The sequence below is a fragment of the Marinobacter sp. VGCF2001 genome (genome assembly GCF_049943275.1).
Taxonomy (GTDB): Bacteria; Pseudomonadota; Gammaproteobacteria; order Pseudomonadales; family Oleiphilaceae; genus Marinobacter.
The window spans coordinates 66,249-83,204 of the sequence record NZ_JBNFVX010000016.1 but is presented as its reverse complement, the minus strand read 5'-3'; the positions used below and the strand labels follow the sequence as shown (position 1 = coordinate 83,204).

At 56.6% G+C, this 16,956-nt stretch carries 19 protein-coding genes and 1 other RNA gene; 17 read left to right on the top strand and 3 right to left on the bottom strand.

Going from position 1 to position 16,956, the window contains the following annotated elements; all coding sequences use genetic code 11:
- The first annotated feature begins 150 nt into the window (after window positions 1-150).
- The 12 genes from ACP2AU_RS14215 to ACP2AU_RS14160 all read left to right on the top strand — a co-directional run bounded on the left by ACP2AU_RS14215 (window position 151) and on the right by ACP2AU_RS14160 (window position 10,535).
- Entirely contained in the window at window positions 151-1,701 is a 1,551-nt protein-coding gene (locus tag ACP2AU_RS14215) for a 2-isopropylmalate synthase (protein WP_426376860.1), read from the top strand.
- A 30-nt stretch (window positions 1,702-1,731) separates the two neighbouring features.
- Window positions 1,732-2,541 carry a hypothetical protein gene (locus tag ACP2AU_RS14210; protein WP_426376859.1) on the top strand — a complete coding sequence of 270 codons (810 nt, stop codon included), beginning with the start codon at window positions 1,732-1,734 and terminating at the stop codon, window positions 2,539-2,541.
- A complete protein-coding gene (gene rimI / locus ACP2AU_RS14205) occupies window positions 2,538-3,026 on the top strand; it encodes a ribosomal protein S18-alanine N-acetyltransferase (protein ID WP_426376858.1) in 489 nt (162 codons plus the stop codon). The genes ACP2AU_RS14210 and rimI overlap by 4 nt, the downstream gene beginning before the upstream one ends.
- A gap of 60 nt (window positions 3,027-3,086) precedes the next feature.
- Complete coding sequence (gene prfC, locus ACP2AU_RS14200; protein ID WP_426376857.1) at window positions 3,087-4,667, top strand: peptide chain release factor 3; 1,581 nt, start codon at window positions 3,087-3,089, stop codon at window positions 4,665-4,667.
- Between the two features lie 22 nt (window positions 4,668-4,689).
- Complete coding sequence (locus tag ACP2AU_RS14195; RefSeq protein WP_426376856.1) at window positions 4,690-5,481, top strand: TatD family hydrolase; 792 nt, start codon at window positions 4,690-4,692, stop codon at window positions 5,479-5,481.
- Window positions 5,482-5,683: 202 nt separating this feature from the next.
- Window positions 5,684-6,112, top strand: coding sequence for a 50S ribosomal protein L13 (rplM, locus tag ACP2AU_RS14190; RefSeq protein WP_426376855.1), 429 nt, complete (start codon window positions 5,684-5,686; stop codon window positions 6,110-6,112).
- Window positions 6,113-6,124: 12 nt separating this feature from the next.
- Window positions 6,125-6,517, top strand: a complete 393-nt coding sequence (gene rpsI, locus ACP2AU_RS14185) for a 30S ribosomal protein S9 (protein ID WP_426376854.1) — start codon at window positions 6,125-6,127, stop codon at window positions 6,515-6,517.
- A 239-nt stretch (window positions 6,518-6,756) separates the two neighbouring features.
- Complete coding sequence (gene petA, locus ACP2AU_RS14180) at window positions 6,757-7,353, top strand: ubiquinol-cytochrome c reductase iron-sulfur subunit (RefSeq protein ID WP_426376853.1); 597 nt, start codon at window positions 6,757-6,759, stop codon at window positions 7,351-7,353.
- Complete coding sequence (locus ACP2AU_RS14175; protein ID WP_426376852.1) at window positions 7,353-8,585, top strand: cytochrome b; 1,233 nt, start codon at window positions 7,353-7,355, stop codon at window positions 8,583-8,585. Before petA ends, ACP2AU_RS14175 begins: the two co-directional genes overlap by 1 nt.
- Window positions 8,585-9,340: a cytochrome c1 gene (locus ACP2AU_RS14170; protein ID WP_426376851.1), complete on the top strand. Its 756-nt coding sequence runs from the start codon at window positions 8,585-8,587 to the stop codon at window positions 9,338-9,340. Before ACP2AU_RS14175 ends, ACP2AU_RS14170 begins: the two co-directional genes overlap by 1 nt.
- A 103-nt stretch (window positions 9,341-9,443) precedes the next feature.
- Window positions 9,444-10,073 (top strand): glutathione S-transferase N-terminal domain-containing protein, encoded by a 630-nt coding sequence (locus ACP2AU_RS14165; protein WP_426376850.1) that lies wholly within the window; start codon window positions 9,444-9,446, stop codon window positions 10,071-10,073.
- Window positions 10,074-10,130: 57 nt separating this feature from the next.
- Complete coding sequence (locus ACP2AU_RS14160) at window positions 10,131-10,535, top strand: ClpXP protease specificity-enhancing factor (RefSeq protein ID WP_426376865.1); 405 nt, start codon at window positions 10,131-10,133, stop codon at window positions 10,533-10,535.
- A 29-nt stretch (window positions 10,536-10,564) separates the two neighbouring features.
- Here ACP2AU_RS14160 and ACP2AU_RS14155 read toward each other — a convergent pair whose 3' ends face one another.
- From ACP2AU_RS14155 to ACP2AU_RS14145, 3 genes are read right to left on the bottom strand one after another with little or no spacing between them, the layout of a single operon-like run.
- On the bottom strand, window positions 10,565-11,155 hold the full coding sequence (locus ACP2AU_RS14155) for a D-sedoheptulose-7-phosphate isomerase (RefSeq protein WP_426376849.1): 591 nt from the start codon (window positions 11,153-11,155) through the stop codon (window positions 10,565-10,567).
- A gap of 10 nt (window positions 11,156-11,165) precedes the next feature.
- The gene (locus ACP2AU_RS14150) at window positions 11,166-11,537 is read right to left on the bottom strand and encodes a YraN family protein (protein ID WP_426376848.1); all 372 of its coding nucleotides are present in this window, start codon (window positions 11,535-11,537) and stop codon (window positions 11,166-11,168) included.
- Window positions 11,538-11,540: 3 nt separating this feature from the next.
- A complete protein-coding gene (locus tag ACP2AU_RS14145) occupies window positions 11,541-13,412 on the bottom strand; it encodes a penicillin-binding protein activator (RefSeq protein ID WP_426376847.1) in 1,872 nt (623 codons plus the stop codon).
- Window positions 13,413-13,556: 144 nt separating this feature from the next.
- Here ACP2AU_RS14145 and rsmI point away from each other — a divergent pair, with 144 nt between their 5' ends.
- The 5 genes from rsmI to ftsL all read left to right on the top strand — a co-directional run bounded on the left by rsmI (window position 13,557) and on the right by ftsL (window position 16,950).
- Window positions 13,557-14,411, top strand: a complete 855-nt coding sequence (rsmI, locus tag ACP2AU_RS14140; RefSeq protein ID WP_426376846.1) for a 16S rRNA (cytidine(1402)-2'-O)-methyltransferase — start codon at window positions 13,557-13,559, stop codon at window positions 14,409-14,411.
- A gap of 38 nt (window positions 14,412-14,449) precedes the next feature.
- An RNA gene (gene rnpB / locus ACP2AU_RS14135) (RNase P RNA component class A) lies at window positions 14,450-14,800 on the top strand.
- Between the two features lie 310 nt (window positions 14,801-15,110).
- Window positions 15,111-15,563, top strand: coding sequence for a division/cell wall cluster transcriptional repressor MraZ (mraZ, locus tag ACP2AU_RS14130; RefSeq protein WP_426376845.1), 453 nt, complete (start codon window positions 15,111-15,113; stop codon window positions 15,561-15,563).
- On the top strand, window positions 15,560-16,519 hold the full coding sequence (gene rsmH / locus ACP2AU_RS14125) for a 16S rRNA (cytosine(1402)-N(4))-methyltransferase RsmH (RefSeq protein WP_426376844.1): 960 nt from the start codon (window positions 15,560-15,562) through the stop codon (window positions 16,517-16,519). The genes mraZ and rsmH overlap by 4 nt, the downstream gene beginning before the upstream one ends.
- 26 nt (window positions 16,520-16,545) lie before the next feature.
- Window positions 16,546-16,950, top strand: a complete 405-nt coding sequence (gene ftsL, locus ACP2AU_RS14120) for a cell division protein FtsL (protein ID WP_426376843.1) — start codon at window positions 16,546-16,548, stop codon at window positions 16,948-16,950.
- Window positions 16,951-16,956: the final 6 nt, after the last annotated feature.

Here is a 16,956-nt window from a genome sequence, read left to right as displayed (position 1 = left end):
TGGCGTTGCCCATGTGAGAGTAGGTCATCGTCAGGCGCTTAATACCAAAAACCCCAGCATCTTCGATGCTGGGGTTTTTTCATTTCTGGCTACCCAGAAGTGATATACTTCGCTGAAAATTACAGCAACGTTTCTGATGGGAGCCCATTCATGGCCGCAAACGAACACCTGGTCATATTCGATACAACTCTGCGCGATGGCGAGCAAAGTCCCGGCGCCACTATGAACAAAGCAGAGAAACTTCGCATCGCCAAGGCGCTCGAGAAGCTGCGGGTTGATGTCATCGAGGCAGGGTTTGCCATTGCCAGCCAGGGCGACTTTGACGCCGTCAAAGCAATTGCCGAAAACATCAAGAACTCAACGGTCTGTAGCCTGGCCCGTGCACTCGACAAGGATATCGACAGAGCGGCGGAAGCCGTCCGGCCTGCTGAACGTTCTCGTATCCATACGTTCATCGCAACCTCGCCTATCCACATGAAGCACAAGCTCCAGATGGAGCCGGATGAAGTGGTTGAGCAGGCTGTGAGAGCCGTCAGGCGCGCCCGTAGTCATGTTGAGGATGTTGAATTCTCCTGTGAAGATGCCGGGCGTTCCGATCTCGACTTCCTGTGTCGGATCATTGAGGCGGCCATCGATGCAGGCGCCAGCACGATCAACATTCCCGATACCGTCGGTTATGCCATTCCTGAACAGTTCGGAGAAACGATTCGCCTGCTTCTTAACCGGATTCCGAATGCGGATAAGGCAATCTTCTCTGTGCATTGCCACAATGACCTGGGGCTTGCTGTCTCCAACTCCCTGGCGGCGGTTGCCCAGGGAGCACGGCAGGTAGAATGCACCATTAACGGGCTGGGTGAGCGCGCGGGCAACGCTGCGCTGGAAGAAATCGTAATGGCGGTGCGTACCCGTCAGGATCTGTTTAACATCGATACCCGGATCGATACCCAGCATATCGTCCCTGCGTCCCGATTAGTTTCCACCATTACCGGCTTCCCCGTTCAGCCTAACAAGGCCATTGTCGGTGCAAACGCTTTCGCCCATGAGTCCGGCATTCATCAGGATGGCGTGTTAAAGCACCGGGAAACATACGAAATCATGCGGGCGCAGGATGTTGGCTGGCACACTAACAGCCTCGTACTGGGCAAGCATTCCGGCCGAAACGCCTTCCGAACGCGTTTGCTGGAGCTGGGAATCCAGTTCGACACCGAGGGCGAGCTTAATGAAGCGTTCACACGCTTTAAAGCTCTGGCTGACCTGAAACACGAAATATTCGACGAAGACTTGCAGGCCATCGCCAGTGACACCAAGCAGAAGGAAGAAGAGGGCCGGTTTGGTCTGGTTTGTATGCAGGTCTGTTCAGAAACCGGCGTGATTCCAAGGGCGCATCTGACCATGACGGTTGACGGTAAGGAGCACACCGTAGAGGCCGAAGGCAGCGGGCCGGTCGATGCCACGTTCACGGCCATCGAATCCCTGGTTGATTCCGGATGTAACCTCCAGCTCTATTCGGTCAATAATATTACCAGTGGTACCGATGCCCAGGGTGAGGTCACGGTGCGCCTTGAACGCGGTGGACGGATTGTTAACGGCGTTGGCTCCGATACCGACATCATTATTGCCTCGGCCAAGGCTTACATTGAGGCTCTGAATCTGATTTCCAGCGGTGGTATTCGCCAGCATCCCCAAGTTGCCGATGTATAAAACAAGCTCAGGCAGTGTGAGGAGGGTTGCGTGGTAGCAACTGAGGCTGAACGGCAATTTTACCTGGCGGCTTCCGGTATCCGTATGTGGTACGCCCGTGAGAGCTTGCCGGGTGCGGCACCTAGCCCCGACTTCGATTTTGGCGATGAAAAGACGTCAGAATCGGTACCGGAGCCGGTGAGTGCTGGTTTTGCACGGGCACCTGCCCCCAAGCCGGTAACCGCTGATCGGGGTCGGCAGCAAATTGCCCAGCTCCAGAGCCTGATGGACGACGGAGCAGGGTCGCAGGAGCAACCGAAGGATGCCGGCACGGTGCCTGAAAAAGTCACCAGGGCCGCTGATGTTGCCCCGGGGGAGGATTCTGCCGCCGGTGCCACTGCAGAACCGGCAGCCGCCACTGCCGATACGCAGCCGAAGGAAGTACATCGGATATGCGTAACCGCGTGGGAGAGTAACAGGGTAATGCTGGTGTGTGATGTTGAGGAGGACGTAAGTTTTGCGTTGCAGGACACGCTTGCCCGAAACATTATGCGCAGTATTGGCGAAACGGATATTGTGCAGCGAGAGGTGGTGCGCTGGCCCCTGTTCAATAATCTGAAAATTTCGCTCAACAGCGAGCACGAACTCCAGTCGGTTTTGCAGGGGTGTTTTTCCACGGCCGACGCCGAACGGACAGTGATTACCCTCGGATTTCCCGAAAAATCCCGCCAACGGGTATTTCGTGCAGGTCTGGGGAGCAGTCCATCCCTTGCGTTCCCGGGAACTCTGGCTCTCCTGGCGTCAGATCCTGCATTGAAACGTCAACTTTGGCAGGCTCTGCGGGAGTACGCGCGAACGTGATCAGCGGCTCCCGGTCATCCCTCCCCGGCGCGTCGGCCCATGGTATTCGGGTACGCTCGTTGGTGCCGGAGGATCTCTCATACGTTATGGAGTTGGAGCGCCAGGGGCACCCGCATCCGTGGCCGGAATCTACCTTCGCGGATTGTTTCAGGCCCGACTACAGGCTTTGGGCCGCAGAGAGTAATGGCGCTCTTCTGGGTTACGCCGTTGTGGCCTACATGGTTGATGACGCCCATCTGCTGAATATTTGCGTAAGTCCCGATGCGCGCGGGCAGGGCGTCGGTCGTTTGCTGCTGAATTATCTCATCGACGCTGCCAGAAACGACAGTATGGACCAGGTGATTCTGGAAGTGAGGGTGAGTAATTATCGGGCGATAGCGCTCTACCTGAGCGAGGGCTTCGTCGAGATCGGCCGCAGGGCCGGCTATTATCCGGACGGGGCGGGCCGCGAAGATGCCCGGGTGATGGCCGTGCGGTTCACCTAAGCTCCACATAGGCCGTATAATGGCGGCTTTCACCCATTCTGATTCAGGTCTTTACAGTTTATGCCTAACCTTTCCCAGGAAGTGGCCAAGCGCCGCACCTTTGCGATTATCTCGCACCCCGACGCCGGTAAGACGACCATTACAGAGAAAGTGCTGTTGTTCGGCCAGGCGTTGCAGAAAGCGGGTACTGTCAAGGGCAAAAAATCGGGACAGCACGCCAAGTCAGACTGGATGGAAATGGAGAAAGAGCGGGGCATCTCCGTGACCACATCGGTGATGCAATTCCCGTACGGTGGCAAGCTGGTCAACCTTCTCGACACCCCTGGCCACGAGGACTTTTCCGAAGATACCTATCGTACTCTCACGGCCGTGGATTCCTGCCTGATGGTGATCGACAGCGCCAAGGGTGTCGAGGAGCGCACGATTAAGCTCATGGAGGTCACCCGGCTGCGGGATACGCCCATCCTGACTTTCATGAACAAGCTGGACCGTGACACCCGGGACCCCATCGAGTTGATGGATGAGGTTGAGGATGTTCTGAAGATTGCCTGCGCTCCAATCACCTGGCCCATCGGAATGGGTAAAGGGTTCAAGGGGGTCTACCACTTGCTTCGCGACGAGGTGATTCTGTATCAGTCCGGACATGGCCACACCATCCAGGAGCAGCGGGTTGTCAAAGGCTTGGACAATCCGGAGCTGGACGAGGCGATTGGCCCTTACGCGTCCGACCTGCGCGATGAGATCGAGCTGGTTAAAGGAGCGTCCCATGAATTCGACCAGGAGGCGTTTCTGGCCGGTGAGCTGACGCCCGTGTTCTTTGGTACTGCGCTCGGCAATTTTGGCGTTGACCATATGCTTGATGGTCTGGTGGACTGGGCGCCGACGCCCCAGCCGCGGGCAACGGATACGCGCACGGTCGAACCGACTGAAGACGGTTTTTCCGGCTTTGTGTTTAAAATTCAGGCAAATATGGACCCTCAGCACCGCGATCGCATTGCGTTTCTGCGTATTGTCTCCGGAAGCTACAATCAGGGTATGAAGGCCCGTCATGTGCGTATCGGCAAAGACGTTCGGTTCTCCGATGCGCTTACCTTCATGGCCGGCGACCGTGAGCATGCAGACGAAGCCTTCGCGGGAGATATCATCGGTTTGCACAATCATGGCACGATCCAGCTAGGGGATACTTTCACTGCCGGCGAGGGGATGAAGTTTACCGGTATCCCGAACTTTGCCCCGGAGCTGTTTCGCCGGATTCGTCTCAAGGACCCGCTCAAAGCCAAGCAGCTTCAGAAAGGCTTGATCCAGCTGTCGGAAGAGGGTGCTGTGCAGGTTTTCCGACCGCTGAAAAATAACGACCTGATTGTTGGTGCAGTCGGGGTGCTGCAATTTGATGTGGTCGTCGCTCGCCTGAAGAGCGAGTACAAAGTGGAAGCGGTTTATGAGCCCATCAACGTTGCCACGGCGCGCTGGGTGACCTGCGCCGACGAGCGTAAGCTGGATGAGTTCCAGCGCAAGAATCAGGACAATGTTGCGTTGGATGGCGCGGATCGGCTTGCGTACATTGCTCCGACGATGGTGAACCTGAATCTGGCCCAGGAACGGTATCCGGACATCGAATTCCAAAAGACCCGGGAGCACTGATCAGAGCCCGGGGGGAGGCCCCATGCAACTGGTCGACGCCCATTGTCATTTTGATTTTCCGGTGTTCGACGGCCGGCGCGAGTCGATACTGGCACAAGCCGCAAAGCAAGGCGTCCGGGCGCTGGTTGTCCCCGGTGTGCGCCGGGCAGATTGGTCAAGAGTTGCTGCCCTGGGGCACCCGGAGTGTGGTATCTGGTATTGTCTGGGCATTCACCCGTGGTTTGTCGAAGAGCATAGCCCTGACGATCTCGCTGCGCTGAAAGAGGCGCTATCGTTGCAGCCGGAGGCGTGCCTTGCGGTTGGAGAATGCGGGCTGGACGCACTCAAGGGTGATATTTCGGCGCAGGAGCCCTGGTTTCGAGACCAAATTGATATCGCCAGAGATCTTCGGCTGCCGCTGGTTATTCATTCGGTGAAAGCCCATGATCAGGTTCATCGGGCGCTTAACCAGGCTTGCTGGAGCAGCGAGGCGTTGGTTCACGGGTTTTCCGGCAGTTACCAGCAAGCCAGAAAGTTGATCGACCTGGGGTGTTTTATCGGTGTTGGTGGCGTGATCACTCATCAGCGGGCGCGCAAGACCCGGGAGACGATTGCCCGACTGCCGCTGGAGGCGCTGGTGCTGGAAACGGATGCTCCGGATATGCCACCGGCCGGAATCGCCCGGGGCCAGAATTCACCCACCTGTTTGCCTGTCATTTTTGATGCCCTGGTGCAGCTCCGCCGCGAGCCACCGGAAGCCCTGGCAGCGGCGTTGTTGGCAAACGTAGCCCGACTTTATCGAACAGACGCGGAAAAACTGTGCGCGGGGCCATAGGGAATTCACGAAACACGAGGGCAGAGGGTTGGCATTCCCCCGGGGTTTGCGTATACTTCGCGCCCTGGCTTTTCAATGCGATGTCATTATCTCAGCCCCGAATGGTGGCAACGCAACATACAGGTATAAACCTCCTCCGGATGCCTTGCATATACCGGTGGTGGTTTTTAACGTTTCTTATATAGCGTTCAAGGCGGAATCAATGAAGACTCTGAGTGCGAAACCAGAAACAGTAAAACGTGACTGGTACGTTGTAGACGCAGCCGGCAAGACGCTGGGTCGTCTGTCAACCGAAATCGCCCGTCGTCTGCGGGGCAAGCATAAGCCTGAGTATACCCCTCACGTGGACACTGGCGACTACATCGTTGTAATCAATGCCAGCCAGGTGCAGCTTACCGGTAAAAAGGCATCTGCGAAGATGTACTACAGTCACACCGGCTTTCCGGGTGGAATCAAGTCCATCAACTTCGAGAAGCTGGTAGACAAGGCTCCCGAGCAAATCATTCAGAAGTCTGTCAAAGGCATGCTTCCGAAAGGCCCGCTCGGCCGTGCCATGTTCAAGAAGCTGAAAGTCTACGCCGGCACTGAGCATCCCCATGCAGCTCAGCAGCCCAAAGAACTCGACATTTAACGGAAGGCGGATATGTCTGTAGCACAAAATTACGGTACTGGTCGCCGCAAATCATCCACGGCTCGCGTCTTTATCAAGCCGGGTAGCGGTAATATTTCCATCAACGGTCGCAGCATCGAAGATTTCTTCGGTCGTGAGACGTTGCGCATGATTGTTCGTCAGCCCCTGGTGGTTGCCGGCTCTGAAGATCGTTTCGATATCACCATTACTGTTAAAGGTGGTGGTATCAGTGGTCAGGCCGGGGCAATCCGTCACGGTTTGACCCGCGCTCTGATGGACTACGATGAAACTCTGCGCCCGGCTATGCGCACGGCGGGTTATGTTACCCGTGATGCTCGTAAGGTTGAGCGTAAGAAAGTGGGTCTGCGTAAAGCGCGTAAGCGTCCGCAGTTCTCCAAGCGTTAATCAGCTGTCCAGCTGTTATAAAAAACCCGGTTTTATTGCCGGGTTTTTTTATGCCTGTCTGCTGGAACTATTTTTGATCTGGCGCAGGGATAGGCGCGCCTGTGAACCTTTCCGGCTTGTAAGCGGAGGGTAATTTCATTACCATTTCAGCGCTTATATTTTTGGGTTGTGAAGTCCTTTTCGATGCGCAGAGCCGGCTCGTCCGAGCCTGTGCCATCGCCTGATGGGAGAAAACCATAATGAGTAATGGCGACGTGAGCCAAGGCCGGCGCCGGTTTCTGATCGGTGCTACGTCCGTGGTAGGTGGTGTCGGCGTCGTCGGTGCAGCCGTTCCTTTCGTAGCGTCCTGGAATCCCAGTGCGAAAGCGGAAGCGGCGGGTGCACCGGTAACCGTCAATATCGACAAGGTCGAGCCGGGCCAGCAGATAACAGTAGAGTGGCGTGGTAAGCCGGTGTGGATTATCCGGCGAACTGAGCAGATGCTCGAGAACATCGAGAAACTGACTCCCCGCCTGAAAGATCCCGAGTCGACGGCTGCGAGCCAGCAGCCTGAATACATCAGTGGTGCTTTTAGGTCCCTGAAGCCCGAGTTCATCGTCCTGGTGGGTATCTGTACGCACCTGGGCTGTGTTCCGACCTATCGTCCCGAGGTTGCGCCTGTGGACTTGGGTGACGAGTGGCTTGGCGGTCTGTTCTGCCCCTGTCACGGCTCCAAGTTTGACCTTGCGGGACGCGTTTTTACGGGCCAGCCGGCTCCGTTGAACCTCGAGGTTCCGCCGTACCGGTTTGACGATGACGCGACCATGACAATTGGTCTTGATCCGGAGGCTGCGTGATGCAAAAGCTGATTAACTGGGTAGACGAGCGTCTGCCGATTGTTGAAGCCTGGAACAAGCACCTGGCCAAGTATTACGCGCCGAAGAACTTCAATATGTGGTACTTCTTCGGGTCGCTGGCCATGTTGGTGCTGGTAAACCAGCTGGTCACCGGTATCTGGCTGACCATGAGCTACAACCCGTCTGCAGAGGGTGCCTTCGCCTCCGTTGAATACATCATGCGGGATGTAGAGTGGGGCTGGTTGTTGCGTTACCTGCATTCCACCGGTGCTTCTGCGTTCTTTATCGTTGTTTACCTGCATATGTTCCGTGGCCTGATGTATGGCTCGTACCAGAAGCCGCGTGAGCTGATCTGGATCTTCGGAATGCTGATCTACCTGGTGCTGATGGCGGAGGCCTTTATGGGTTATCTGCTGCCCTGGGGCCAGATGTCATACTGGGGTGCTCAGGTTATCGTAAACCTGTTTGGTGCGATTCCGGTTATTGGTGAAGATCTGTCTCTGTGGATTCGTGGTGATTATCTGATTTCAGGTATTACCCTGAACCGCTTCTTTGCTCTGCACGTGGTTGCTCTGCCGATCGTTTTGCTGGGCCTGGTTGTGCTTCATATCCTGGCGTTGCATGAAGTGGGCTCAAATAACCCCGACGGCATCGATATCAAGAAGAACAAGGATGAAAACGGCATTCCGAAAGACGGTATTCCGTTCCACCCGTACTACACGGTGCACGACTTGCTGGGCGTGGGTGTGTTCTTCTTTATTTTCTTCATCGTTGTCTTCTTCTTCCCGGAGATGGGTGGTCTGTTCCTGGAGAAGCCGAACTTTGAGCCGGCCAACGCGCTGAAGACACCGGAGCACATTGCACCGGTGTGGTACTTCACTCCGTTTTACGCGATGCTGCGGGCGGTTACCGTTGACTTCCTGGGCTTGCCAGCGAAGTTCTGGGGTGTCGTTGTGATGGGTGGCGCGATTGCGATCCTGTTCGTTTTGCCCTGGCTCGACCGGAGTCCTGTCCGCTCAATCCGCTACAAGGGTTGGTTGAGCAAGATTGCTCTGGCGATCTTCGCGGTCAGCTTCATCATTCTGGGCTACCTTGGCATCGTTCCGGCCACTGAGGGCCGTACAATGGTTGCCCAGATCCTGACCGTGCTGTACTTCCTGTACTTTATTCTCATGCCGTTCTACACGCGCATGGAGAAAACCAAGCCAGTACCAGAGAGGGTGACAGGATAATGAGAAAGCTGATTTTTGGTCTCGTTTTTGCGCTGGTGCCGGCCCTCGGGCTGGCGGCCGGTGCCGCGGTTCCTCTCGATACCATGGAGCCGGATCATACCAACAAGGAATCTTTACAGCGCGGTGCTGCACTGTTCACCAACTATTGCATGGGGTGCCACTCCATGGAATACGCCCGCTACAAGCGAGTGGCGGACGATCTTGAGATTCCGGTAGAGCTTTACGAAGAGAATCTGATTTTCACCGGCGCAAAAATTGGTGAATTGATGAAGATCTCGATGAACAAGGATATGGCAGCCGGTTGGTTTGGTGCGCCGCCACCAGACCTGACGCTGGAAACCCGTCTGCGCGGTGAGTCCTGGGTGTACTCCTACCTGAGAGGCTTCTACAAGGACGAGTCCCGGCCGCTGGGGGTAAACAACGTGGTATTTTCCAACGTTGGTATGCCTCATGTGCTGGTGGAGATGCAGGGCCTTTGTGCCGTCAAGCCGAATGTTGGCGTGAGTGCATCGGTCGAGCCGCTCAGCGGCACGATCAACAATGCTGATGTGTGCCCCGAGTATGCTCTGGAAGGAAGCATGAATGGTGCTGAATTTGACCAGGCCATGTGGGACCTGACCAACTTCATGTCATACATGGGGGACCCGGTTAAAGTTGAGCGGGAGCGTCTGGGTATTTTTGTACTGATCTTTGTGGCGATCTTCTTCGTGGTGGCTTATCTGCTCAACCGCGAGTACTGGAAAGACGTACACTAAGATTTAGGGTATAATCCCGACCCTTGATTCCAGCGAGTCCCTGAGGCTCGCTGGATTTTTGCGTTTTGCATTATTTCGATTTTCAGAATCGTGAGGTAGCTATATGGGCGTTGTGACCAAGCGGTCATCAATGACGTTTTTCTCGGATCCCACAAGCCACTACAGTCATCGGGTGCGCATTGTCCTGGCTGAGAAGGGCGTCACCGTTGATGTTGTGGATGTAGATCCGGACAACCCGCCGGCAGAGCTGGCGGACATGAACCCGTACAACGCCCTGCCAACACTGGTGGACCGGGATCTGGTTCTCTATGAACCGAACATCATGATGGAGTACCTGGATGAGCGTTTTCCTCATCCACCACTGTTGCCGGTCTATCCTGTTGCCCGGGCTAACAGCCGCCTGATGATTCATCGGATTCAGAAAGACTGGTGTGGCCTGGTGGATAAGATCCTGGCGCAGCCGGGAGCGAAAGCCAGCGACGCCGCTCGTAAAGAGCTGAAAGAAAGTCTTTTGGCTACGGCCCCCCTGTTTGCAGAAATGCCGTTTTTCCTGTCGGAAGAATTCACCATCGTGGATTGCTGCATTGCACCCATCCTCTGGCGTCTACCGGCTCTGGGCATTGAGCTGAACGAAAAGCAGGCAAAACCGCTGCAGAAGTATATGGAGAGTATCTTTGCCAGAGAGGGCTTCAAAGCGAGTCTTTCTGATCTTGAAGAAGATATTCGCAGCTGATTGTCAGGGCCCGTATGTATGGGCAGGAGTTGAGTAGTGTCTGACATGACTATCGCGATGACATCCAGTCGCCCGTATCTGGTTCGCGCCTTGAACGAGTGGATTCTGGACAACGACTGTACGCCGTACATTGTTGTCGACGCCGGAATTCAGGGGGTTCAGGTGCCCACAGAGCACGTAGCCAATGGCCAGATTGTCCTGAACATCAGCCCGGGAGCAGTGCGCGGACTTGTGGTTGGGAACGGTGCTCTTGAATTCAGTGCCCGGTTCGGCGGCGTGCCGATGCAGGTGTTTATACCGTTGCAAGCTGTTATGGCGATTTATGCCAAGGAAAATGGGGAAGGAATGGTCTTTGGCAGTGAGCCGGGATCACCCGACCCGGACGGGGGCGATGATGCCCGCTCGTCCCGGCGGACGGATGACCGGCCCAGTGGAAGGCCGACCCTGAAAGTGGTCAAGTAATAAAAAAGCCGGCTTTGCCGGCTTTTTTATTATCCGCCGAAAAGTTTATGATCAATAAGATCACAGAACGCGTTGATGATAACCAGTAGCAATGGTGTTGCTTCACTCGGTGGCAGGTCGTTCAGGGCAATTTCATGGTCCTCCGGATGCATCAGGGAAGTGATATCGGACTTTTCCCGTGCACTGAGCACGACTACCCTCATTTCCCGGTCATGGGCGGCTTGTATGGCCTGTATCAGGTTTGCCTTGTGGCCGTCATCGACAATAACGAACAAAAGGTCGCCTGGTTTACCGATGGCTCTGACCTGTCGCGAAAAGGTGTCATTAAACCGATTGTCCCGGCAAATAGCGGAGTAGGTGGTGGCATCGGCCCCCAGATTGATTGCAGGCAGTGCCGGCCGGTCCTGGTCGAAGCGTGACAGCAGGGCGGTACAAAAGTACTGGGCGAGGACATTGGCGTTGCCGTTTGCACAGGTAATGATCTTGCCGTCCTGGAGAAGGGCGTCAACGAAGGCTTGTGAAACCTGCTCAATACCGGGGCCGGCGGTGCTGGCGGCCTGAGCGGTCTGCTCCATGTGGCTGGCAAACCATTGATTGATTCTCTGTTCAGTGTCGGTCATGGTTCTCTGGTCAATCTGCCTGAATTGCGTTTTTAATCCATTGTATACGGTATTTACTGCGGTGCCCGGGTGTAATGCCGACCACATCGATTCGGCTGGGGCGCTCCCACATTCCGTGACGATGCAGATAGAACGATGCCGCTCGTACCAGGCGCCGCTGTTTAATGGGTGAAACCGAGCTTGCCGGGTCTACCAGTGCTCCCTCGGCACGAAAGCGCACCTCAAAGAAGACCAGTTCATCGTCGTCGAGGCCGATCAGATCGATCTCGCCGCCACGGTTATGAACATTGCGGTCGATGATTTTGACACCTTTGGTCCCCAGGTAACGGGCGGCAACGCCTTCGTAATGTTGTCCGAGTTTTCGGGCGCCTTCCCTGGCCATGGTTTATCGGTTCTCGTCAGTCGACTCCAGCTCCGGCTCTGGCTCTCTTTGCTCGGAAGCAGTCGGGGCTTTGAGCAGGTTCGGGGTTCCATTGCGAAACTGGGCCCAGAGTTGCTCGCGATGGATGCTGCCATCTGCGGCCATGGTAAGCCGCCCGGTCTGGCCGTTAATGGCTGCATCCGGAACTTGCCTTAGAAGCGGCAGGCGCTTGCTCAGTTGCCAGGCGTCCGCGCCCATGGCGAAAAGGCGCCCGAGTTGGCCGGTTGTGCCTCTCAGATACTGGCGCGATGCTTCCCGAAGCGGGTTTGACTCGGCGAGAACCCAGGGAATATCAGTAAAGAAGATCTGGTTGATATCACGGTCGCGGCCCGGGTTTGGGGTGCCTTCGTAGACAATGGAGGGGGAATACACCGGCAGGTCGCCACCATAGTAAAACGCAAACAGCGGTTTGAACTGGCGAGCGATCGTCGGCGCAGCCACCAGGACGATTGCTTCGGCGTCTTGCCGGCGTCGTGGCTCGAACTCAACGTTCATGCCAATGGTCCGTTCAACCTGAATGGCCCGCTGGCGTGAGACGGAGATCCCAAGAAGATTCGCGGTTACCGAACGCAGGTTGTCCTCCGGGAAAAAGCGTTCCACGGAGAGCGTGGTAAGCCCGAGTTCGGTCATTCGCTCTTGCAGGGATGCTTCTACCCGGTCACCCCACTCGCCGAACGGGATCAATGCCAGTACCCGTTGGATATTGTCGGCATGAAGCCGGTTGGCGATTTGTCGCGCCTCGTCCTCGGCTGACAGGCCGAACTGGTAGAGCCCGTCAGGAATTCGGGTTTCCGGGTTCAGGTAGTTGAGGCCCAGTAACGGAACCGCGAGGGTGTTCATGCTTGCAAGCTGGGCCAGCTTCTCTTTGTCCAGCGGGCCGACGATCAGATCGAGGTCAGTGTTGGACAGTTTCCGGTAGAGTTCGGGGAACGGCCCGGTGGACGTATCGACCACGCGAATATCGGTTTTGCTCCGGTCCGTCGTTTCGTCCTGGTAGTAAGCTGCCAGGAACCCGTCGCGAATGGCTTTGCCTGCACTGGCAAGTGCTCCCTGGAGCGGAACGGCCAGAACCAGCTTTTCCGGTCGGCTTGCGGCGAGTTCGGCAAGCAGGGCGAGATCTGCGGGCAGAATCTGGGCGGCGGGGTGCCCCGGCCAGTTATTCTGCCATTGGCGTATCAGTCGGCCCTGATCGTCGAGGCTGGCAGTGCGGGTGCGCAGTCTCAGGGCGAGTTCCAGCCAGCCCTGGGTTTCAAAGCCGAGCGCGTTGTCTGATGCGTTCCGGAGCTCCGGGCCGCGGATGGTCTTGAGCAATTGCCAGATCCGGTTATGGATTTCCTGTGGCGAGGTGCTGCTGTCAGTCTGCCCCAGCAATATCAGGGTCAGTGCACCGTCGAGTGGTTTTCCGGCGAGTTTGTAGGTTTGGGCCTGAAGCAGGGCGGCGCGGGTCATTAGTTCCGCCGGATAAGCGAGGAAGCTTTCCGGCGCCCGACCGGCAAGGAGTTGTTCTGCCCAGTCGGCGTCAGACAGCGCATTGGCGCTGGCCATGGCCAACAAACGTTGCTGTCTGGCGATCTCTTCCGGGGCGTCGTCCAGCAGGGGGGGTTTAAGCAGAGTGCGGGCAGCCTGATGACGTTCCTGGTCCTGGAACTGACTGGCCACTCTGAGCAGGTATCGCTGGCCCGTCTCGGGATCGCTTTCGGCCGTGGCCAGTGACAACGCCTGCTCCGGGGTTTCGGCCATATGCTCGTCAAGATTGACGGTGGCGCACCCGCCAAATTGGAGCAGGATAACCGTAATCAAGGCCAGAATAGGGCTGTGACGGAAGCGTTTTGTCATGGCAGGCTCGTTACTCTCTGAATCATTGGGCTTGTGGTGCCGCGTTTTAGCTGGCAAGTTTACCAGCTCCCGGCGTATTTCACATGACGGGGCCGTCATCGGCCGGAAAATCCGGAGCCGAGTTTCGCTTCAGTGGAGAAAGTTATGTCCAGTTCCGCAGCCGGCGGTCGGCTATCGATTGTTGCCACGCCCATCGGAAATCTTGCTGATCTCACGGCCAGAGCCCAGAACGTACTGGCTGCGGCGGATCTGGTTGCTGCAGAGGATACCCGTCACAGCGCCCGGCTTTTACAGCATCTGGGGTTAAGCAAACCGCTGCTGGCGCTGCACGATCACAATGAACGGGATCGTGTGGGAAGGATTTTGTCGGCCCTGGACGAAGGGCGTCACGTGGCTTTGATCTCCGATGCCGGCACGCCGCTGATTTCTGACCCCGGTTACATTGTGGTACGTGAAGCCAGAAAAGCGGGGCATGAGGTTTCTCCTGTCCCGGGGGCGTGCGCTCTCGTGGCGGCGCTGTCAGCGGCAGGTCTGCCAACCGATCGTTTTCTGTTTGCCGGATTTCTTCCCGCCAAGAGGTCCGGGCGACGTTCGGCGCTCGCGGAGCTTCGGGAGCAGGTGGCCACGCTGGTCTTTTACGAATCGCCTCATCGTATTCTTGATCTGATGCAGGATGTGCTGGACGAGTTTGGCCCGGAGCGTGAGTGTGTGCTTGGCCGGGAGCTGACCAAAGCCTTCGAAACATTCTACAGTGGCTCTGTCGAAGAGGTTCTGGCCCAGTTGCAGGCCGATCCGAATGGTACCAGGGGTGAGTTCGTGGTGATGGTTCGCGGTAATGATGAGATGCCCGATGCCTCGGGTAACCTGGACGCCGATGCGCTGCTCAAGTTGCTGGTTGCCGAAATGCCGGTGAAAAAGGCGGCGAAAATCGTGGCCGAAGTGAGTGGTCTGAAAAAAAACGAGTTATATCAGCGAGCGCTGCAGCTGAAGGGTGATTAAGCCTTGCATGCCAGCCCGGGCGCAGGTATTGTCAGCGCCGAGCTCGCCAGACAGTCGCCGCCGGTTACGCCGGGGGAGGAAAGTCCGGGCTCCGCAGGGCAAGGTGCCAGGTAACGCCTGGGCGGCGTGAGCCGACGGAAAGTGCAACAGAGAGTATACCGCCTAAGCGCCTCAGGGCGCCGGTAAGGGTGAAACGGTGCGGTAAGAGCGCACCGCGTGACTGGCAACAGTTCACGGCGATGGTAAACCCCACCTGGAGCAAGACCAAATAGGAATCCAATGGCGTGGCCCGCGCTGGATTCGGGTAGGTTGCTTGAGGCCTGTGGTGACGCAGGCCCTAGATGAATGACTGTCCAAGACAGAACCCGGCTTATCGGCGAGCTCGCCTCTTTTCCCGAAACTCCGAATGTGATCTGCATTCTTCTCTCATACCATCCTTTATAGCCAAAAAATCTTAAATCTTAAGCCGGCCATTTAAAGGTATCTGCAGGTATCTGTTTTTTATCCTTTTCTTTACGTCTTTTTAACCCTCTCCCCCGATTCTGCTTTGTAACCTCTTGTCATTAAAGGAACTTTTCTGTGGGTGTCGGCTGTTGCGGCGCTTGCATTGTTATTTGCGTGTTTCTATAGTGTGCGGGAGTGGGAAAAAGTGGTTTTTGGTGGAAGTTTGTGGAAATAAAACCCTCGGGCTAGACGTTAATGAGCAATTTTCTGGGCAGTCATGCCATCAATATGGACGCGAAGGGTCGCCTGGCGATCCCGACAAAGGTGCGTGAGGAGCTTGCGCACCTTTGTGGTGGCCGTATTGTTTTGACCGCCAACGCTGATGAGGAGAAATGTCTGTTGCTCTACCCCGAGCCTGAATGGGAAGTGTTACGGCCTAAAATTGAGGCCTTGCCCAACATGAACAAGGCCGCAAAGCGGCTGCAGCGTCTGATTCTGGGTAACGCTGCCCCTATGGAGCTGGATGCCTCCGGCCGGATTCTTGTGCCGCAGCCACTCAGAAAGCACGCCAATCTTGAGAAGCGCCTGATGCTGGTGGGTCTTGGCAAGAAATATGAGCTGTGGAGCGAGGAAAGCTGGAACGCTTACCTGGATGACTCCGCGGGTGACGAAGAGATGCCGCCGGAAATGGAGGCCTTGTCGCTATGACCAGACGTTCAGACGATCAGGCCGGTGAGGGGTTTCAGCATCGCTCGGTATTGCTGGATGCGGCGGTGGACTATCTGGTAACAGACGCCGGTGGCCGCTATGTCGATGCCACGTTCGGGCGGGGCGGCCACAGCCGATTGATCCTGGGGCAAATCGAGCCGTCTGGCCAGCTGCTGGGTATTGATAAAGACCCTGAAGCCATTGGGGTTGCCCGCGAGTTGGCCGCTGAGGATTCCCGCTTTCATTGGTATCACGGCTCGTTTGCCGAGCTGGAGCGGGCTCTTGAGCACCAGGGCTGGCCAAAGGTTGATGGCGTTTTGATGGATCTGGGAGTTTCCTCGCCGCAACTGGATGATGCTTCCCGAGGCTTTTCGTTCATGCGGGACGGCCCGCTGGATATGCGAATGAATCCCGGGCAAGAGCCCAGTGCCGCCCAGTGGTTGGCCGAGGCTGGGGAGCGTGAGATTGCCGATGTCATCTGGCGATACGGAGAGGAGCGGTTTTCCCGCCGTATCGCTCGCCTTGTAGTGGAGCGTCGTCAGGAGCAGCCGATCGAGACGACCAGGCAACTGGCGGAGTTGGTTGCGGAGGCGGTTCCCAAAAAAGAGAAGCACAAGCACCCCGCGACACGGGCGTTCCAGGCGATCCGGATTTTTATCAATCGGGAGTTGGAGGATCTGGAAACCGGACTGGCCGCGGCGGTTGAGCGCCTGGCTCCCGGCGGTCGGCTGGTGGTGATCAGCTTTCATTCGCTGGAGGACAGGCTGGTGAAGCGCTTCATGCGCGATCTGGCGCGTGGGCCCAAGTTGCCAAAAGGTATACCGGTCACAGCGGACCAGGAGCAGTCCGGGTTTCAGTTGATTGGCAAGGCCAGTAAAGCCAATGAACGGGAAATTAGTGAAAACGTCCGTGCCCGTAGCGCTGTTATGCGGGTTCTGGAGCGAAAAGCGAATTAACTGAATACGCAGGGGAGCGCGACGCCATGGGCGCGGTAGCAATTGAACAACCGACCAGAACCGGCAGGATCAACCGGCAACGAGTCCGCGAAGGGGTTGCCACAGCCGTTCGTTTGTCTCGGCAGGTCTTTGCGGCAACCCGGGAAACACGGGTACTTGTTACCCTGATGCTGGTAATGGTTATGACCCTGTCGGCCATCGGTGTGGTGGTCAGCGCCCATGAAAATCGTGAGCTTTTCAATGCGCTCTCTGGCCTTCAGGAGCAGCGGGATGCTTACCAGCGGGAGTGGAGTCAGTTGTTGCTGGAGCAGAGCGCATTAAGTGCTCACGGGCGGGTCGAGAAGCTGGCAGCTGATCGCTTTAATATGGTGGTTCCCGGGCGGCAGGACATTGTCCTTGTGCCTCTGGTTGCGCCATTGGCGGCGAATTAAAACGGA